Raw genomic sequence first — 17,658 nt, 5'->3', positions numbered from 1 at the left:
GATAAGCCCTGATGACACTTGTGACATCAGGGCTTTGTGTTTTGGGTCTTTTATTGATGACTGGTATCGGCGTTGAAACAGCGACTAAAGAGCACGTACCGCGGCGGCGGCGATGATGCCTGCTGCAATTGCTGGTAGAGGCTTTTTCACGATGAACATGACAACAGCAGTAGAAAACAGTGCTGCTCTAGCACCATTATCACCCTCTACTGCTAGCGGAGCTAAAAGGGCAACCAGTACGGAGCCTGACATCGCAGTAATGAAACGTTGAACCCGTTCGCTAATTGGAATGAATGACATAACATACACTCCGCCCCAGCGGGTTATGAGCGTGACTAACGCCATAGCGATGATGATAAGCAGTGTGCCACCTATGGTTGTTTCGATGTTCATGCTTTCTTCTCCTTCCAACAAGCACCCAATACTCCGCCAGTAATGGCGCCAACCACTACGTGGCTATTCTCTGGCAAATACCAATACGCCAACATAGAAGAGGCTGCTGCTATGGCCCAAATCGCAAAGATTCTTAAGTCTTTCGGCCCGGCCACCACCATAGACAGCAGGAAGCATCCCATAACCATATCGAGCCCGAGGCCCACCGGATCTTTGATTGCGCTACCAAAATAAATGCCGATCCAGGTGCCCACAATCCAAAAAGACCACATCGCTAAGCCGCCACCAACAAGCAAGCCAAAGCCTGGTTCTTTTCTACCAAATGCATTGAGTGCCATTGCCCAGTTAGCGTCTGATGCTACCAGCATTACACCGTAACGTTTTGTTGGTGGGAGTTGTCGTAACCATGGATAAAGTGTGGCTCCCATCAAGAGGTGACGAGCATTAATCGCAAATACAGTAATAAGTACTGGAATGAAAGGGACTTCCGCTCCCCACATTTCTAACGTGGCAAATTGTGAAGCACCGGCGAAGACCAGTGTGCTCATCAACATAGTGGGAAATACATCTAGTCCAGTCTGTACCGCAGCAACACCGAAAGCGAGGCCAAATATGACCACGAACATAGAGAGGGGTAAAAGTTGGGTGAAGCCGTTCCAGACGTCAAGCCGATTAAATTCGTGCAACTCAGTGGAGGAGCGTTGAAGATGTTGAGTATTTTCTGTCATAGAGATACCTAGCTAGCAGGCAAAGGGGCAGTGCCATACGAGTGTGTTTGTTATTCTTTTGTAAACTTCATGTTTAACATCAATTGGAGGGGCTTTCAAACTCTAAGTGCTATATAAAATTGAGCCATCCAAGCGGCTTTAAGAAACAGAGTGTAGAGAGTCGCGCTTGGTAGTGCTAAAGGAGAATAAAACAACAGAAATAGTAAGCTCTGTTTAATTGATAACATCACGAGCTAGTACAGATTAGTAAATAAGAAAGAAAGCGAGCACGAGGCTCGCTTTTTCGCTCTGTTACGAATAACTGAATAGGTTTATTTTACGTAGACACGAGGGTTCGCGCTTCCCCAAACCGTGTATAGTTCAGGGAAGATGACTTCTGCGTGTTTTTCCATCTCAGCAGCTGAAATCGTTTTGCCTTGTTGGGAGCCAAACAAAACAACTTCAGAACCAGGCTCAACATCTTTGATACCTGTAACATCTACCATTGTGGTGTTCATTGAAGCAACGCCCGCAACTTTTGCACGTTGGCCATTGATCAGAACTTCTGCCGTATTCCCCATTTTTCGTGGATAACCATCAGAGTAACCAACAGGAATGTTCGCCATTAAGCTTTCTTTGCTTGTTGTGTAGCTGCTGTCGTAACCGACTGTGCTATTTTTTGGCAGGTGGTGAACGGATGCCACGCGTGTTTTGAAAGACACGATAGAAGGGTACTCAGGGTTAGTTGGTAAGTCTCCGTATAAAACGCCACCAGGACGAACCATATCAAGCTGCGCCTCAGGAACATTAAGCGCGGTGTAAGAGTTTGCTACGTGCAGTAAAATGTTGTCGCGTTTTAGATTCGCTTCTTTAATCAGCCATGCAGAACTGTCTTTGAATGAAGCTAACTTTTGGCGCACGTCGTCTGCATTGTAGTTAGGGAAATGAGTCATGATACCAACAATATTAACGCCAGCTTGTTGAGCGATTTCTAGCGCTTCTTTCTTGCCCGCTTCTGTCGTCATATCAACACCATTACGTCCCATACCACCGTCGTTCAGAGCAAGGTGAACTTTGATTTCTTTACCAGCTTTCTCGGCTAGTTTAGACAGTGCTTTAGCTTGCTCTGCTGTGCCTATCAACTCTTCGACATTTAGGTCGATTGCGGCTTCAATCTCGCCAATATCCGCTGAGCGTACACGCATGAGTTGGCCTTTAAAGCCACTGTCGCGAACAGTTTGTGCTTCGGCGTTACTTGCAACGGCAACGCAAGGAATTTGTTGTTCGATAATAGTCGGCATCAGGCCTGCGATACCATTACCGTATGCGTCGGCTTTCATCACGGCGCAGATTTTCGTTTTGCCATCCATGTGCGATTTAAACTGCTCAATATTATCGCGGAACTGACCTAAGTTTATTTCTAGCCAAGCGTTAGCACCTTGAACTTGCTCTGCTTTTGCTGCTGTATTGCTAATTTGAAGAGGAGCGGCAGTGGCTTGCATTACAGGAACCGCGACTGCAGCAGCGATAGTCAGTGATAGTAAGGTTTTATTTAAGCGCATAAAGTCTCCGTACGCGTTTTTTGTATTGGTTATGTTATTGAGCACTTGGGGAAAGTGCCTGACGAAGTAAAACGCTCCAAGTGGTGCTTTGGAGCGTTTATTAAGATAGTGATTTAATATATACCTAAATATACCTCAGTGATGACATTCAATTTAAGCAAATCGGGATTGATTTGGTATCTACTAAGGTATCCACTGAGTTTAACTCAGTTTAAAGCGGCTCATTACATCTTTAAGAGAAATGGATAGCTGGCTTAGTTCGCGGCACGCCTGTGCGGTTTGCTCCGAGCCTTGCGAGACCTCTTGAGATGCCAAATGTATGTTTTCAATGCTGCGGTTAAGCTCTTCCGCAACAGAGTCTTGCTGGTTACAAGCCGTGGCGATTTGGGTACCCATGTCTGAGATGTCCGAAATCGAATGCTCAATGTCGCTCATCAGCTGTTTTGATTGAATGCCTTGTTCTGCACATTCTGAAATACTGGTTCTAGAAAGTTCAGTGGCTGATTTTGCGTCTTTTGCAAGTGATTGTAGCTGCTCAATGATCGAAGTGATCTCACTCGTTGAATCTTGCGTACGGCCGGCAAGCGTTCGAACTTCGTCTGCAACGACGGCAAAACCACGACCAGACTCACCAGCACGCGCCGCTTCAATGGCTGCATTAAGTGCAAGTAGGTTGGTTTGATCGGCGATGTCGCGGATAACATCCACGATCACGTTAATTTTATTCGATTGCTGTTCAAGCTCTGCTACGGTATCGCCTGCAGCGCCAATTACGTTTGAAACTTCTTGAATCGCGTCAACCATATCTTGGGTTTCACGAACACCGTGTTGTGTGCGGCGGTTTGCTTCGTTAGCTTGGTTCGCTGAGTCTTCAGTGTTACGAGCAACATCGGCTACGGCCGCTTTCATTTCTGTCATTGCTGTTGCGATGTGCGTAATTTGCAGCTGTTGATCTTTCATACCAGACGCAGAAATATCGGAGATTTGGTTCATCTCTTCGACAGCGCTGCTTAACTGAGTAACTGCAGCAATCACGTTATCGATAACTTGGCGTAAGTCGTCTTGCATCTTAGTGGTCGCGTCTGCCAGTTCACCAAGCTCGTCATTGCCGATTGCTTTACGGTCAATGTCACTTGATAGATCACCTGTCGCGATGGCATTTGCTTGCTCAACAACAAGTTTAAGTGGGCCACAAATTAGGCGAGTCAGCACGTATGTCATGCCTACCATGATCAGTAGAATAATCACGTTACTTGCAATTGAAGAATTACTCAATCCATTTACAGAGGACAGGATATGAGTTTTGTTGCTATCCATAGCTTCTTTAAGGAGACGGATTAGTTCGCCTAACTCTGAGTCAACCGCTTCGAAAGCAGACAAAGAGTTCGCCAAAATAGGGTGGGCCTTGCTTTTGTCGTTAGCTAGCATCGCTTCATTGTACTGGTCCATAGTAACCAAGTACTTTTTCCACTGACGCATAAGACGCTGGTAAGTTTGCTGCTCTTCGCCAGGCCAGATAGTTTCACCGTAAGCGTTGAGCTCTCTAGTGATCTTTTCGCGCTCTCTAATATTGTTAGAAATTTTAGTTTTGACGTGGTCTGCGTCTTCATAAGTGTACGCAGCAAATTGAGCTCGGCGCCAGCGAGACAAATGATCTCGAATCGAATCGACCCTTTCCATTGCAGGAAGCGTATCGTCGGTATAGTTTAAAAGCTCAGATTTGATGCTTTTGAGCTCTGTAGATAAAAACACGCCAAATGCAATGTTGACGATGGCAATGAGTAAAAACGATAGCGATATCTTTTTCGCTATAGAAAGATTCTTGATAGACATTAGTGATATACCTTGTTTTTCTTATGTTGTGTCGCCAAAGTAAACCACATCCTTATATGTGATATATGTCCATTAAATTACTGCAACTCGTGTAACGTACCATTATTTATTGATATTTTCGATAATGAATTGAGCTTTGTTTGAAAATAAAAAAAGTCAATGATTTTATAAAGGTACGACCACATTCGATATAAAGTTATCGGTAACAAAATATGATGTTCTGTACGCAATCGTGCCAAGAGTAGGGAATTAAATTGTTACAGATGTTACAACGATGAAAAGATCAGCGTTCATAACGTGATAGTCGCGTGTTTACCTCGAAGCAGTTACGGACACTAATATGCGTATGGCTTTATAGCTAATGAAAGGGAACGGGTGCTTATTGGTCTAATTGAATGCCAAATATACTAGGCAGATCGCTTTTTAAGCACTTAAATCAAAAAGATAAAATTTATTGTTGACCAGATAAATTAATCCGTTAAAGTACGCCTCGTTCTCACGGCAAAGGCCGCTGAGACAGATGGTGTCTAACCCATCGCATGATTGCGTTGCCCTGGTGGTGGAATTGGTAGACACAAGGGATTTAAAATCCCTCGGCGTTCGCGCTGTGCCGGTTCAAGTCCGGCCCGGGGCACCATCAAAATCTTTGGTGACAGAGATACAAAATCAGAAAGGCGCCTTGGCAGAGTGGCTATGCAGCGGATTGCAAATCCGTGGACCTCGGTTCGACTCCGGGAGGCGCCTCCACTATTTCGAAAGCCAGTCTTAAAAGACTGGCTTTTTTCGTTTTTAGTCCACCTTTTCGTAACCCTTCGCGCTTTCCTAAAGTCTCCCATGTTTTGATCACCATTCAATATTTTTAACGCGCTAATCATTGATTTTATAAATGTTAGACAACTCAATAATTGTATAGTGTGATTGGTGATAGTTTCTCTTCGATTGTAATCCGAACTTTTTGTATTACAGGCAGCAACCTAGCTAGCGTCATAGTTAGTATCGCTTGGTGCGTATATGCAGAAAGGAGGATTCTAGTCCTTAACGTGAGAGAAAAATAATGAAAACATTCAACCTTAAACCTACACTTTTACCCTTAACTTTGCTGCTCAGTTCGCCTGTAATGGCGGCACAAAATGGCACCATGATGCAGTATTTCCATTGGTATGTGCCAAATGACGGTGCACTCTGGACACAAGTTGAAAACAACGCTTCGGCACTATCTGACAACGGCTTTACTGCGTTATGGTTGCCGCCCGCCTATAAAGGTGCTGGTGGTAGCAACGACGTCGGTTATGGCGTTTATGATATGTACGATTTGGGAGAGTTTGATCAAAAAGGTTCGGTGCGCACCAAGTATGGCACCAAAGATCAGTACCTAAGCGCCATCAATGCTGCCCATAAAAACAATATCCAGATTTATGGCGATGTGGTGTTCAACCATCGCGGTGGTGCGGATGGAAAGTCTTGGGTTGATACCAAGCGAGTAGATTGGAACAACCGAAATATTGAACTTGGTGATAAATGGATTGAAGCGTGGGTAGAGTTTGATTTCCCTGGGCGCAACGACAAGTACTCAAACTTTCATTGGACGTGGTACCACTTTGATGGCGTGGATTGGGACGATGCTGGCGAAGAAAAAGCTATCTTCAAATTCAAAGGTGAGGGTAAGGCATGGGATTGGGAAGTTAGCTCGGAAAAAGGCAACTACGATTACCTTATGTACGCTGATCTAGACATGGATCACCCTGAAGTGAAGCAAGAGCTGAAAGACTGGGGCGAGTGGTATATCAACATGACGGGTGTGGATGGGTTTAGAATGGACGCGGTGAAGCATATCAAATATCAATACCTGCAAGAATGGATTGATCACCTACGTTGGAAAACAGGGAAAGAACTATTCACGGTCGGAGAGTACTGGAACTACGATGTTAATCAGTTGCATAACTTTATCACCAAAACTTCTGGCAGCATGTCTCTATTCGACGCACCGTTACATATGAACTTCTACAATGCGTCTAAATCGGGTGGTAGCTACGATATGCGTCAAATCATGGATGGTACGCTGATGAAGGACAATTCAGTCAAAGCGGTAACCTTAGTAGAAAACCATGACACTCAACCTTTGCAGGCTTTGGAGTCGACGGTTGATTGGTGGTTTAAGCCGCTCGCTTACGCGTTTATCTTATTGCGTGAAGAAGGTTATCCATCCGTGTTTTATGCAGATTACTACGGCGCGCAGTACAGTGATAAAGGGCATGACATCAACATGGTCAAAGTGCCTTACATTGAAGAGCTAGTAACACTGCGTAAAGATTATGCGTATGGCAAACAACATTCTTATCTCGACCACTGGGACGTAATTGGTTGGACTCGAGAAGGTGATGCAGAGCATCCACATTCAATGGCCGTGATCATGAGCGATGGACCAGGCGGCTCGAAGTGGATGTATACGGGTAAACCAAGTGCTCGCTACGTAGACAAGTTGGGTATCCGAACTGAAGAAGTTTGGACTGATGCGAATGGTTGGGCTGAGTTCCCAGTAAACGGCGGATCTGTCTCGGTTTGGGTTGGCGTTGAATAATCCATTCTTGTGATTTTGATACAGAGTAGGCAATTCTTAATAAAACTTTTCAATGAATCAATGTGTTATTTGATATTCATTCTACAAATGAGTAACTTATATTTGAGCATAATCTAGAGGAAGATAAAGAATGGAATCTATTGCTGATGTATTGGTTGTGGCTATTGTGTTCGGTGCCATATTTGGGGGCGGGATAATAAAGTTAATCTTGAACCATCGTAAAGAAGTAAGAGCGTTGGAGATATCTGAACGTAATACGATGAGCCGAGAAGAACAAGATAACCTTAACAAGCAAATTGGTGACTTGAAGCGACGTGTTGAAGTGTTAGAGCGAATTGTCACAGATAACAAATATCAACTTGAAAAAGAAATTGCCTCTCTGTAGATCACCACTTAATCGTAAAGCCGGCGAAGTCCGGCTTTTTCGTGTCTGTACGTCATACCTTTCGGATGTTTAACTCAGCGTTCATCAAAAAAGTCTTTGTCGCGAATGTATTTACTCATAAAGTGATAAGAGAGCGGTCGCATTAACCAACTAAATAAGGAGCGCCCAAGCCGTATGAGCGTTGGGGTGTTCTCGTATATTCTCCCGTTATATAACCATAGCATTTTGCCTACATGCCAATACAAAAAAGGTACGGGCGGCATAAAGGTCACGATGTCGATGTCGCAACAAATCCTGTATGTTTTGTGCCCCAAACGGTAGCGTTTCTTAAACGTCCAATCCCCGACAGCGGGCTGTCCGAAAGTGACCACGCGTTTAATGCTTTTTGGGTATTTTTTCTCAATATAGTCAGCAAAAACACTGCCAATCGCGCCACCTGAAGAGTGGCCAGTAATAGTGATTCTTTTTCCCCTAAGAATGAGCGGTACAACGATACCTTCGAGGCGTTCGATCACGGTCAACCCTAACCGATCTTCATTCCGGCTCGGTAAACTTTCTTGGAACAACAGATGATAGAAACCCGCGTGAATGCGATAGTTTAGTCCCAACCTTCGACAGCTTCTCGTCCACATCGCGAAGTTCAACAACCAATCACTGATACTGTGTGAGCCTTTAATCACTACGACCACTTCACTCTGTTTTTTACTCCAGAGCACGCGAATCATAATCTTACCGTGTTCATTTCTAATGACTCGTTGCCCATTAGGATCGAATCCATATTGAGTTTGTCTGAAGACGCGAGGGTAGGCGAGATTACAAAGCACCGCATAGCGCTCGTATTGGTATCGTTTTAATGGTTTCACGTTAACTTTCTTAGTGGAGCCTAACGGTTGACTGTAATTAATGAATATTAAAAATACGTGAACCTTGATTTAGGGTCGGTAGAGATTCTGTGTATTGGTATCGCGAATGAAAGACTCAAACTGGCTTAAATGCGTCAAGATGGTTTGGCGAGAGAGTTCATGATGTTCGCTAAGTACGTTAATTAGCTTTTTCAAAGCCTTACGATCTTGTTTATTGAGATTTGCTGTCTCTTTGAGTTGTGCGAAAAATTCAATTTGACTTGAAGTGTCGTTAAAGTCACCGAGCTTGTCTTGCAATAGTTTTAGTTGTTTCACGTTGTTTTTGTGCTGTTGGGAAGGATAGAGCGTGGAAAATCCTTCTAACAAATAACGCAGCGCTTTGCACTTTATCCGCATCGAATGAATCACACTGTCACGACTTTTGTCCGAGATCTTGCGTCGTGCTTTATCAACTTTTTTAAATTGATCGGAGATTTTTTGGCTTGCGAAGAGTAACGCAGGTACGTTGCTATCCACTCGTTCGTGTTGCGTACTTCGCAGCAGACTATTCCTGACCAAAGTGCAGTGCGTTGTGTATTCTTCTGTAGCTAGCCAACGCGTAACTTTTGCCTGTTCGTAAGCACGTTCGGCTTCGATAAAGCCAAAAAGCTGCTCAAGAGACGATTTGTGGTTTGGGAGCATTTCAATGTATTGTTTTTTGCCCAAGATAAATACGTCCAAATCACGCAGCTTATTTGTTTTCTTCATCATTATTTTTAAATGAGGTTTCAAAATACGCTGCTCAAAAGGAGGGATCAGTTCGCGAAGTAGTAAGCATAGTGAGCGTATGCGCCTTAGTGTGACGCGATACTGGTGTGTATATTCAGGATCCAAGTCTTCGATGACTCCCAGCTCCAGAGAGCGTGCATAATCAAATTCACTAAGGAAGAAGTAAGGCACTACGAAGTCGAGTTCGGAATCAGTGTGTAGCGGTAATTGAAATGATGACTTTCGAAACATGATGAGCGCTTATTTGTCCCCTGCAGTACGAGTTAAGTTTATACGCATACTGCCAATTTGTGCGACTTGTCGATTCCTCATTGACATGAAGTGATGAAGCAAAGTAAACGAGAGCAAAGCATGCTGATGTTCTTGTGAGCAAAATGATCGCCCTTTGTTCGTTTGAGTTGGCTTTTTAACCATTTGAATAAAAAAGACTAATTTTTTGTTGACCAGATAAATTAATCCGTTAAAGTACGCCTCGTTCTCACGGCAAAGGCCGCAGAGACAGATGGTGTCTAACCCATCGCATGATTGCGTTGCCCTGGTGGTGGAATTGGTAGACACAAGGGATTTAAAAATCCTAGAAAAATTGCGGTGTCGTAATCAGTAAAAATCATATCAAGCCGGCTTAATGCTGGTTTTTTTGTACCTGAAATTCAGGGTAAGCCTTCTCCTCAAACCTACCTCCTGTCTATCTCCTGTTCTCTGTGCAGATTTCCTGTGCGATTAAAGTGTCAAGAATCTCCTGTGCTGATGAACTGTGCGTGATTTACGTGCCAATATAGCCAAGGCTGAATTGCTGTGGGTCTCTTGTCTGTGTCCGGTCTGGTGGGGCGTGATGAAGCGGACGCGAAACCTAATAAAAGTTTTTACTTAAGGGTTAGTGTCCACTTTATAGAAAATTAACTAGTAATCATCCCGGCCCAAACGTTATCAGTTCACAATTTTTGGCAAGTATGCGCATGCTGGAATATCTTTCTTATGCAGCGTGTTGATATGATTGTGTGCTAAAGATCAGCTTGAAATATGTCTATCGAAAACCTGTTTGTTGAAGACATTCAAGATTCATATTTGGAAAAGGGCGAGTTAATGAGTAAAGTATCATTGTTTTTTGGTGCTGGTGCCGAAATTGGCTATGGTTTACCGTCAGGAGGGAAATTTGCCCTCGACATATTTAGAATGGATGTTGCTGAAGACAAAAAACGGTTAAGAGAAGCAAGGGAAAAAGTCAATAAACGCTCAAATTATGCCAAGAATTGGCTACCACAAGACTATGAGAAGAAGCCCATATCATCATTTGGTAGAACTCAATATGAAAGCTTGGTTAAAAGTAGTTTAGAGTACAAACGTTTTGATATTATTAGATATCTATCAGAATTTGACTCTAGAGTCTCAGAATTAGCCCGTAAGTTTGATGAAACATTTGATAGAAACATACGCGAAGCTTTTGAAAGGGTTTTGGGTATATCATTTGGTTCAGAAACATTTAGCCATGAAATTAGAATTTCTGGTATTTTGGGAGATTATAATCAACTGTTCTCAAGCGACTTTTTCTCGAGTTACTTGAAAGCACTTGAGCTCCCATCCACGGATGAAAACTTCTTTATAAGAAAAAGGTGCCGTGACTTTTGTCGTTCTGTCCTTGAGCTGCTTATAGGGGCTTGTGGCGAAGAATTAGTGCATAATTTAAATGATGGCATTTTTGAAAAGAAACCTGATGAGATTGACATATTTGATGATCTCGGGGCTATTTTTTCTTTAGATTATAGAGGGGCAGGTTTGACAGGCCTCGAAGTTATCTTAGATGGCGAGCCAATTGCAATAACAGCTGATACAAGTGATGAACACCTTATATGTGCATTTGCCCTAGAAATTCTTGAAGATATCTTTGCTGCTTCACTAGACTATCAATCACTGATTGATTCTAACTGGCGCTATCTTTATAGCCCAAAAACAGATTGGGCCAAATTTTGCAAGATAAATATATTTTTGAATACGGCTCAACGATATATATCATCTATAGCTGATAAATTCCATGAGAAAATAATAAGTGGTGATGGTTACTATCATGATATTCTAAATATTAAAGAAGAGCATGAAATTAAGGCTATTGGTACAACGAACTATAACAACTTTATCGGAACAATATCAGATGAAGATGTTTATTATTTGAATGGTTCAGTTGATGACTGCTATGATCCTTACCTAAATACTATTGTATCTAAAGAAATCTCAGCCGATAGTCAGCATTTTACAGTTCCATTTTTATTTACTCAAAGTGGGATTAAACCTCTCACATCAATTAAAATGTCTGAACGTTATGTGAAATTATACAATAACCTAAAGGAGTCTGATGTAGTCGCAGTTATAGGCTATGGTTTTAATGTGGATGACGGGCATATTAATGGCCTATTCCGTTCTTGTATAGAAGATGATGGAAAGGAACTAGTTATTTTTCACTACACAAATGACTTTGGTGCAGAATCTGATTTAAAGCTTAAAGAGTATTATCAAGAAAGATTGAGGTTGAAAGACCATTCAGGAATTACCGTTATTAAAGTAGGGAATGACCGGAAAACACCTGAAGGTAGTTTTTGGTACGATACGTTGAGAGAGTAAAACAGTTGAACTTTCTTTGTCAGTAACCTGGAATAGATGTGAAGCCTGACTTGTCTGTATTACATTAGGCTTCGTGTCCGACTTTCTTCCGGATTAGTACAAAAATTAGACATATATTCTTATTGAGTAAGCCAGTAAAGAGGTTCACTTAATATGGAGAAACGTTTTAAATTCACTACGGCTAAGATCACTAGCTTACCTTCCAATGATCCTAATTCTCGGTCCACTGAAGCAGAGTATTCCTGTTCCGAATTATCGGGCTTCAAGGTTCTGGTTGGTAAAAATGGGCGAAAGAAGTGGTTGGTTCGATATACTTTGAATGGTAAAAAAGGCTCTTTATCTCTTGGTACGTTTCCAGAAGTTTCCTTGGCGGATGCAAGGAAGCAAGCGCAACGTATTAAGCTAATGGTTGCTGAAGGAATAGATCCAAAAAACTCAACCGTCAAACCAGACATACCTACTGTATCTGAATACTTCAACAATCACTTCATTAAAATTTCTAAGTCACGCAAGAAAAGCTGGCGTCATGATATAGCAAGATTTAACCACTGTGTTGATATTTGGGATATCAGTTATGACCAGCTTAAAGTTTCACACATACAGTCCATGGTTGCAGGATTGATGGATAAGGTTCATTTACGTGGTAAGAAGCTAAGTCGTTCAACAATTAACCGTGTGTTATGTTTGCTCAAGCTAATGGGCCGCATGATAGAAGAAGAGTACTCCATTCCCAACGTTGCGGCTCGTGTTAAGTTGTTTCCAGAAACAGGAGCTAGGGAGCGATGGCTATCGCCTCAGGAGATAAAACGGATTTTCGAAGAGCTAAGAAAACCGGATTATTGTCCTATTCGTAGCCGGTTTATTATTCTGCTTTTCATGCTGGGATGCAGAGAACGCAGTCTCAGGGCTGCTCGTTGGCCAAATATTGACCTTGAAAATGGTGTGATGCGTATACCAAGGGAAGACTCAAAGAATGGGTTTCAACACCAGATCCAGCTTACACCCCAGGCGATTCAAGAGTTTCGTTTTTTGCTAAGGCTCAAGAAGAAGGGGAACCCATATGTATTTCCAGGGCAAAAAGAAAAGTCACACATCAGCCAACCTCGACATTTGTTCAACAAGATCAAAAAAGAATTGATGCTTAAAGAACCCGATCAGATCGTTTTTCATACAGCACGTCACTCTTATGCATCATCACTTATATCTGCAGGCGTTGATGTTGGTGTGCTAAAGCAACTTCTCGGCCATAAGTCCATTAGTAGCACAATGCGTTATGCGAGAGCTGGGAATGAGTCTCTTCGTCAATCTTCGCAAGTTCTAATCCAATTAATCGACGAAGCCTAATCGCTTCGATATTAAATCAACATATCAAGCCCGAACTCAACGAATGAGTTCGGGCTTTCTTATATATGGAGTTTTGAAAATGAAAATAATCACACAATTCAATGAGCTTGACTCTCTACCATTATCGAAAGAGACGATAGCAGCTTTACGACACCACATGACTGAACCATTCGAATTTGATGATGTAATTACTGCTGAATTCTGGCAAGAGGTTAGCACTAGCCTGATATTAATCGAAGAGTCAGATACGGATGAATCCATTAATCAGCAACCAGAGAGTGTTCAGCATCTTATTCGTTTTGTACAAAACTACCCCGAAACGGTTTACCTTATTAACAGTACTGACACGGATTTTATCATTGCCCTTGCCATCATCACATCAGCAGGGGGCGGCGTTTATTTAGTTAGTCCGACATCAAATACGTCTCACCCTGTACAGGTTTTGTTACCGCACGCAGAGTCGCTATAACTCAAGCCAAACAATAAGGATAAATATCTATGTCCCGCAAAACCGCCAGTAATAAAAATAAAGCCGATAGCGAGGTAGAAGTTATGGAAGAAAACTTACAGACAGGAATGGAACCGGAGAAAGTACAAGAGACACAAGACCAAGGTAATCAGGAAGCAATAGAGTGTGAGAATACTGCCACTTTGCTATCAGGGAAAGCTAAAAAGCTTAGTCCAAAGAGCGAGAGTTACATTTATTTCGACTTGGTCAAAACAATAGAAGATGAAGAACTGCATCTAAAGCTAACGGGCAATGATAGTGGGGGCTTATTTACCAAAGAACTCATTTCAATAAGAAAATTGATAAATATTCTTAAGGAGTACAAAGATAAATCATTTAAAAGTACAGTGTTAAAACCAGCAATAATCGGCGGAAGTGCTAATAATCCCTCGTTTACAGCTAGTGCACTGAGATCTGATACGATTGGACTAATAAAGGCTGCGCCGAATAGTCTGTTTCTTCACGTTCTGTCGACAAATTTTGATGAACGTCGTGATCAACTGCTCGCATTAGTTGACGCTGACACCTCCACCGAAACTACCGCATAAACCCCTTTCATACTGCGCACTAATCAAGAGCGCAATCCTCGAAAAATCAAAGAGAAATTATTATGAAACTGACCTATGGCGAAAAGCTAGGGCTACCTGTGTCTGATGCTTTTAAACAACTAATTAATGAAGAAGTCAGTAAACATCAAATCAACAATGACGTTACCGCAATTACGCTTAATTACCGTGATAGTTTATATACACCCGAAGATGGAGGATTTCACCCAGTAGAGCTACGTTTTGAGAAAAAAGATAACTGCTGGCATCTGGCTTACCTGACTGACTTTTCCTATGCTGGCCTTTACTCTGAACTTGAGAAAGAAATTGATTTCGATGTGACTCACGATGTCGCTTTCATCCGGTTCATGGGCGAAGTACCACTAAGCAGGCCAGATGTGCAGGACTTCTTTAAAACTTACCAGGCTAACTTTATCAGCTATGTAGCAATGGAAGCTTACGATGACGTTAAGCTAACTGTGGACTGAAGGAACGACCAGACCGGGACAAGAAATGAACAGGAGAAATTTTCACGTTGCTCTGGTCTGTACATTGGACAAGCCATCATGCCAGTGAAAACAAGGTGCGATGGCTTTTGCCTTTTCATTACTGGTCACCGAGCCAAGGGATTAGAAAATCCTTGAACTTCAAAGCCAAAGGAGGAGATCTGAATGACCTTGTGTCAAATCAGTAGTTGGAACTGTCAGGGAAAATTCCCGAGAAAGTTAGCGTTCGACTCATGGCTACATGTAAAAGCAAGGGCTGAAAACAGGTGCGTTGTGTTTGTGGAAGGTCAAAGCGGCCACGGAGCCTAAATCACATTGTTATAAGGTGAACTGGCCGGTTGATGGGGGACGGATTAGTAATCGGCTATTCCGGCCCCATTACTATTACTGGCAATGAGGAAGGGTAATGGATCGCCAAACGGACAATTTTCGTTAAACGTGATGCACTCTAACGATAGCCAGAGGTGATTGAATCTGTAATTTCAATAGCTATATATTATTAACAATTCGGCCCCTAGCGGGTTATTTATTAGTTTATTAGGATGTACTAAAAAATAGCAACGTTTTAAGTTTTCCCTTATTCGGTATCAGTCTACGATTCCATCAAGTCAAGGGCTTTGTATGCGGAGCATGGAAAGACAAGAAAATGGCTCATACTGGAATGTTCAAGGCTAGGGCCGAGGAGTTGGGTAACTCGCGGCTTGATTATGTAGCGGGGTGTCTACGACGGAGATGTCAGCCAACACCAAGATTTAGACGGTGATTGACTAGGAACTGTGGCTTTTACATGACGGTGTTCAGGTAGATCTGAAGTTCTTGCTTCAACTGGTACCGCAACCAGTCGGGTGACAATACCTCTGCATCAGGAAGCCACGCCTTTAGCTGACGAAGCAAGTGTGGAATGTTATTGGTTTGGTTACAGGCTAATACGTCTCCGGAATCCAGTACTTTCAACATTCGAAAATCATGGTCGGTGCTTTCATTGAAGAAGGCATCGGCAATTCGTCCCCGAATCTGTATAACCACGTCAACAGGAGTTATTAACTCAACATCTGATCGCCAACCAGTGATGCTCTGCTCGACGTTAGTATCGGGAGAGTATTTGTCCTCATATCGGACTAACTCGGAAATTCTGGCAACTCTGAGTAAATCTAGGCGGTTTCTGTGTGCTCCGGCGAGATACCAGAGTCCTCTATCGTTCACCAACCGGTATGGGTGGAACTGATCATAGGCCTGTCCATCGCAGACAAAGCTGATTACGTGCCGTAGTTGAACCGATTCGATAAGTTTCTGGAACATAGAAGCGTTTTCGCTGATGTCTTCAATCCGTGGGTTCTTGAATAGAAACGGCGTCGTCGGTTTGTTGTTAAGCACTCCGTTACTCAGGTAGTGCTTGCCTGAAAACAGGGTGTCGAGTCCCATGTTGGCAAGTAATGTTGATATTTCGTGGTTAGTCTGCTTACCCAAGACTTTTGGATCAAGAAAATAACATGCACCTTCGCGTTGAATAGGGAGGTAATTTAATCGCTCATTGAAATCCCTCTGCAGGGTTCTTTCACTCACACCGAACTCTCGCCTCAATTCTTCCAGATATAGCCGTTCTCCCGTATTCAAACGGGTCAAAATAATACCAAGTCTTTTCGCTAGGGTGTCGTGTTCTTTCATGCTACGCATTTTAGATAGACCACTCGTCAGGGCATGTCGTGCTTTGAGAGAATCCGATTATTTCTAGCTAAACTTCATAAGGTTACTGATATTGCTATAGCTTTTATTGGTCGCCACAGCGTATGTCTGACAAGGCATATATAACTTGAGTGAAATTGATTCACTCGTCTCGACACTACCTGTCGATCACCCTCTTTAAACTATTAACCATTCTCGCTTTCGGTGCCTTTACCGATGGCGTCATGACGTATTCAAGGAAACAACACAATGAAAAAATCAATCATCCTGCTAGGTCTAACGTGTCTATTCGCTACCACATCATCATTCGCTGGCGGTACGCTCGGCGGTAATCCGGCTGACATTTCGAAGATAGAAAAATCCTGGAATGGGAAAGCAGGTAAACAAGTTTACTCTCAGTCTGGCCCACGTATTGAGTGGTATGCCGATGCCTGTGGAACCATGAATGGCAAAGTCATGGATGTGGCGAAATGCGGTCTAGATACCCCTAAAGGTAAAGCACAATAAGTTTCGTTGCGGAGCTTGGCTCAAGGTACATCGGTTTCGAATTGGACTCTCTAGGCCGAGGTATCAATGAGCTTCGCAACACCCCATTACTTCATCCAATAAACAATAAGGAGTCTTTATATGACGATTAAATCAATCACAACCCTAGTAACAACCTGTCCGGCATGCGGTGAGCGTGCTTATGATGATGGTAGCTGTCAGGTGTGTGGTCACTCTCACTAAGCAGTGTTACAAAAAATTAGAGGACCATGTTCTTTACTGAGCATGGTCCTTTTTCATATATAAAAGAGGCAAACATGCAAAGCAGAACCTTTTCACAATCGTCATCCCAATCCAAAAAGAACACAGGTATTCGTGCAGCGAAAATAGGTGCAGCTCTCGGAGCTAGGTACTATGGGGCCTACGGTGCTTTAGCTGGTGGAGTTGCTGGGTTTTTGATCGGTATTGTCGCCGACGAGGTTATAGATGATTGACTGAGCGCCAGAAGAGCAGGGGAGAACCCTCTGCTTTTTTTTGTTAAGGGGCAATGAGGCTCACAAAAGTGGACGTGTTTCCTTAGTAAATGACTCATTAAGGAATGTCGTCCACTTTCGTTCACGCAGTGATTACACTTGATTTTTGAGTTCTGAGTGTCTCCAAATTATTTTTGGACAGAAGTTACTTAGAGTTTCTACTTAAAGTAGCAAAACACGAATAACTTCAAGTATGGAAAATTCACTTAAGTTCAGTGTCCACTCTGACTGGAGCAGATCAAATTGAAGATATATCTGAGTCTGTACAACCATTCCCAAAAACTATACCTCTTCGTGGGCTAATATTTAGTTTGGAAAGTTTCTGATAAGCCGATATGTAATTTTGGTATT

The 17,658-nt window shown here is 42.7% G+C and carries 16 protein-coding genes and 2 tRNA genes; 11 read left to right on the top strand and 7 right to left on the bottom strand.

Going from position 1 to position 17,658, the window contains the following annotated elements; genetic code table 11:
* Positions 1 to 84 precede the first annotated feature (84 nt).
* The 4 genes from R7Z78_RS00090 to R7Z78_RS00075 all read right to left on the bottom strand — a co-directional run bounded on the left by R7Z78_RS00090 (position 85) and on the right by R7Z78_RS00075 (position 4,495).
* Complete coding sequence (locus tag R7Z78_RS00090) at positions 85 to 393, bottom strand: AzlD family protein (RefSeq protein WP_005375985.1); 309 nt, start codon at positions 391 to 393, stop codon at positions 85 to 87.
* Positions 390 to 1,121, bottom strand: coding sequence for an AzlC family ABC transporter permease (locus R7Z78_RS00085; protein ID WP_005375986.1), 732 nt, complete (start codon positions 1,119 to 1,121; stop codon positions 390 to 392). The genes R7Z78_RS00090 and R7Z78_RS00085 overlap by 4 nt, the downstream gene beginning before the upstream one ends.
* Positions 1,122 to 1,432: 311 nt before the next feature.
* Positions 1,433 to 2,662, bottom strand: coding sequence for an alanine racemase (gene alr / locus R7Z78_RS00080; RefSeq protein ID WP_104976062.1), 1,230 nt, complete (start codon positions 2,660 to 2,662; stop codon positions 1,433 to 1,435).
* Between the two features lie 201 nt (positions 2,663 to 2,863).
* Positions 2,864 to 4,495, bottom strand: coding sequence for a methyl-accepting chemotaxis protein (locus tag R7Z78_RS00075; RefSeq protein WP_104976063.1), 1,632 nt, complete (start codon positions 4,493 to 4,495; stop codon positions 2,864 to 2,866).
* Between the two features lie 550 nt (positions 4,496 to 5,045).
* Between R7Z78_RS00075 and R7Z78_RS00070 the strand changes: the two genes are divergently transcribed.
* The 4 genes from R7Z78_RS00070 (at position 5,046) to R7Z78_RS00055 (ending at position 7,458) form a co-directional block, all read left to right on the top strand.
* Positions 5,046 to 5,132 (top strand) — tRNA-Leu (locus tag R7Z78_RS00070).
* A 36-nt stretch (positions 5,133 to 5,168) separates the two neighbouring features.
* Positions 5,169 to 5,242, top strand: a tRNA-Cys gene (locus R7Z78_RS00065).
* Positions 5,243 to 5,549: 307 nt separating this feature from the next.
* Positions 5,550 to 7,073, top strand: coding sequence for an alpha-amylase (gene amyS, locus R7Z78_RS00060; protein WP_104976064.1), 1,524 nt, complete (start codon positions 5,550 to 5,552; stop codon positions 7,071 to 7,073).
* Positions 7,074 to 7,203: 130 nt separating this feature from the next.
* Entirely contained in the window at positions 7,204 to 7,458 is a 255-nt protein-coding gene (locus R7Z78_RS00055) for a hypothetical protein (protein WP_005375990.1), read from the top strand.
* A 74-nt stretch (positions 7,459 to 7,532) separates the two neighbouring features.
* Here R7Z78_RS00055 and R7Z78_RS00050 read toward each other — a convergent pair whose 3' ends face one another.
* Positions 7,533 to 8,321: a lipase family protein gene (locus tag R7Z78_RS00050; protein ID WP_104976065.1), complete on the bottom strand. Its 789-nt coding sequence runs from the start codon at positions 8,319 to 8,321 to the stop codon at positions 7,533 to 7,535.
* Positions 8,322 to 8,390: 69 nt separating this feature from the next.
* On the bottom strand, positions 8,391 to 9,320 hold the full coding sequence (locus R7Z78_RS00045) for a CHAD domain-containing protein (RefSeq protein WP_104976066.1): 930 nt from the start codon (positions 9,318 to 9,320) through the stop codon (positions 8,391 to 8,393).
* Positions 9,321 to 10,109: 789 nt separating this feature from the next.
* Here R7Z78_RS00045 and R7Z78_RS00040 point away from each other — a divergent pair.
* From R7Z78_RS00040 to R7Z78_RS00020, 5 genes are all read left to right on the top strand, one after another.
* A complete protein-coding gene (locus tag R7Z78_RS00040) occupies positions 10,110 to 11,702 on the top strand; it encodes a hypothetical protein (RefSeq protein WP_212734075.1) in 1,593 nt (530 codons plus the stop codon).
* Between the two features lie 153 nt (positions 11,703 to 11,855).
* A complete protein-coding gene (locus R7Z78_RS00035; protein ID WP_169644543.1) occupies positions 11,856 to 13,046 on the top strand; it encodes a site-specific integrase in 1,191 nt (396 codons plus the stop codon).
* A gap of 79 nt (positions 13,047 to 13,125) precedes the next feature.
* Entirely contained in the window at positions 13,126 to 13,515 is a 390-nt protein-coding gene (locus R7Z78_RS00030) for a hypothetical protein (RefSeq protein ID WP_169644541.1), read from the top strand.
* 29 nt (positions 13,516 to 13,544) lie between these two features.
* Complete coding sequence (locus tag R7Z78_RS00025) at positions 13,545 to 14,102, top strand: hypothetical protein (RefSeq protein ID WP_169644539.1); 558 nt, start codon at positions 13,545 to 13,547, stop codon at positions 14,100 to 14,102.
* Between the two features lie 62 nt (positions 14,103 to 14,164).
* A complete protein-coding gene (locus R7Z78_RS00020; RefSeq protein ID WP_169644537.1) occupies positions 14,165 to 14,587 on the top strand; it encodes a DUF2787 family protein in 423 nt (140 codons plus the stop codon).
* Positions 14,588 to 15,388: 801 nt separating this feature from the next.
* On the opposite strand, the gene R7Z78_RS00015 is transcribed toward R7Z78_RS00020, so the two are convergent.
* Entirely contained in the window at positions 15,389 to 16,270 is an 882-nt protein-coding gene (locus tag R7Z78_RS00015; protein ID WP_169644535.1) for a helix-turn-helix transcriptional regulator, read from the bottom strand.
* Between the two features lie 267 nt (positions 16,271 to 16,537).
* Here R7Z78_RS00015 and R7Z78_RS00010 point away from each other — a divergent pair, with 267 nt between their 5' ends.
* Both R7Z78_RS00010 and R7Z78_RS00005 read left to right on the top strand, forming a co-directional pair.
* Positions 16,538 to 16,795 (top strand): hypothetical protein, encoded by a 258-nt coding sequence (locus R7Z78_RS00010; protein WP_169644533.1) that lies wholly within the window; start codon positions 16,538 to 16,540, stop codon positions 16,793 to 16,795.
* 296 nt (positions 16,796 to 17,091) lie between these two features.
* Positions 17,092 to 17,268 carry a hypothetical protein gene (locus R7Z78_RS00005; protein ID WP_019280745.1) on the top strand — a complete coding sequence of 59 codons (177 nt, stop codon included), beginning with the start codon at positions 17,092 to 17,094 and terminating at the stop codon, positions 17,266 to 17,268.
* Positions 17,269 to 17,658 lie beyond the last annotated feature (390 nt).

The sequence above is a fragment of the Vibrio sp. 1167 genome, from assembly GCF_033340375.1.
Lineage (GTDB): Bacteria > Pseudomonadota > Gammaproteobacteria > Enterobacterales > Vibrionaceae > Vibrio > Vibrio alginolyticus.
The sequence above is the reverse complement of the archived record's forward strand: the minus strand, read 5'-3'. Positions and strand labels throughout refer to the sequence as shown.

Coding starts and splice junctions, on each gene's coding strand:
- R7Z78_RS00030 (WP_169644541.1), top strand. CDS start 13,126: ATGAAAATAATCACACAATTCAATGAGCTTGACTCTCTACCATTATCG.
- R7Z78_RS00005 (WP_019280745.1), top strand. CDS start 17,092: ATGCAAAGCAGAACCTTTTCACAATCGTCATCCCAATCCAAAAAGAAC.
- R7Z78_RS00035 (WP_169644543.1), top strand. CDS start 11,856: ATGGAGAAACGTTTTAAATTCACTACGGCTAAGATCACTAGCTTACCT.
- R7Z78_RS00085 (WP_005375986.1), bottom strand. CDS start 1,121: ATGACAGAAAATACTCAACATCTTCAACGCTCCTCCACTGAGTTGCAC.
- amyS (WP_104976064.1), top strand. CDS start 5,550: ATGAAAACATTCAACCTTAAACCTACACTTTTACCCTTAACTTTGCTG.
- alr (WP_104976062.1), bottom strand. CDS start 2,662: ATGCGCTTAAATAAAACCTTACTATCACTGACTATCGCTGCTGCAGTC.
- R7Z78_RS00055 (WP_005375990.1), top strand. CDS start 7,204: ATGGAATCTATTGCTGATGTATTGGTTGTGGCTATTGTGTTCGGTGCC.
- R7Z78_RS00040 (WP_212734075.1), top strand. CDS start 10,110: ATGTCTATCGAAAACCTGTTTGTTGAAGACATTCAAGATTCATATTTG.
- R7Z78_RS00075 (WP_104976063.1), bottom strand. CDS start 4,495: ATGTCTATCAAGAATCTTTCTATAGCGAAAAAGATATCGCTATCGTTT.
- R7Z78_RS00015 (WP_169644535.1), bottom strand. CDS start 16,270: ATGAAAGAACACGACACCCTAGCGAAAAGACTTGGTATTATTTTGACC.
- R7Z78_RS00025 (WP_169644539.1), top strand. CDS start 13,545: ATGTCCCGCAAAACCGCCAGTAATAAAAATAAAGCCGATAGCGAGGTA.
- R7Z78_RS00090 (WP_005375985.1), bottom strand. CDS start 393: ATGAACATCGAAACAACCATAGGTGGCACACTGCTTATCATCATCGCT.
- R7Z78_RS00020 (WP_169644537.1), top strand. CDS start 14,165: ATGAAACTGACCTATGGCGAAAAGCTAGGGCTACCTGTGTCTGATGCT.
- R7Z78_RS00045 (WP_104976066.1), bottom strand. CDS start 9,320: ATGTTTCGAAAGTCATCATTTCAATTACCGCTACACACTGATTCCGAA.
- R7Z78_RS00010 (WP_169644533.1), top strand. CDS start 16,538: ATGAAAAAATCAATCATCCTGCTAGGTCTAACGTGTCTATTCGCTACC.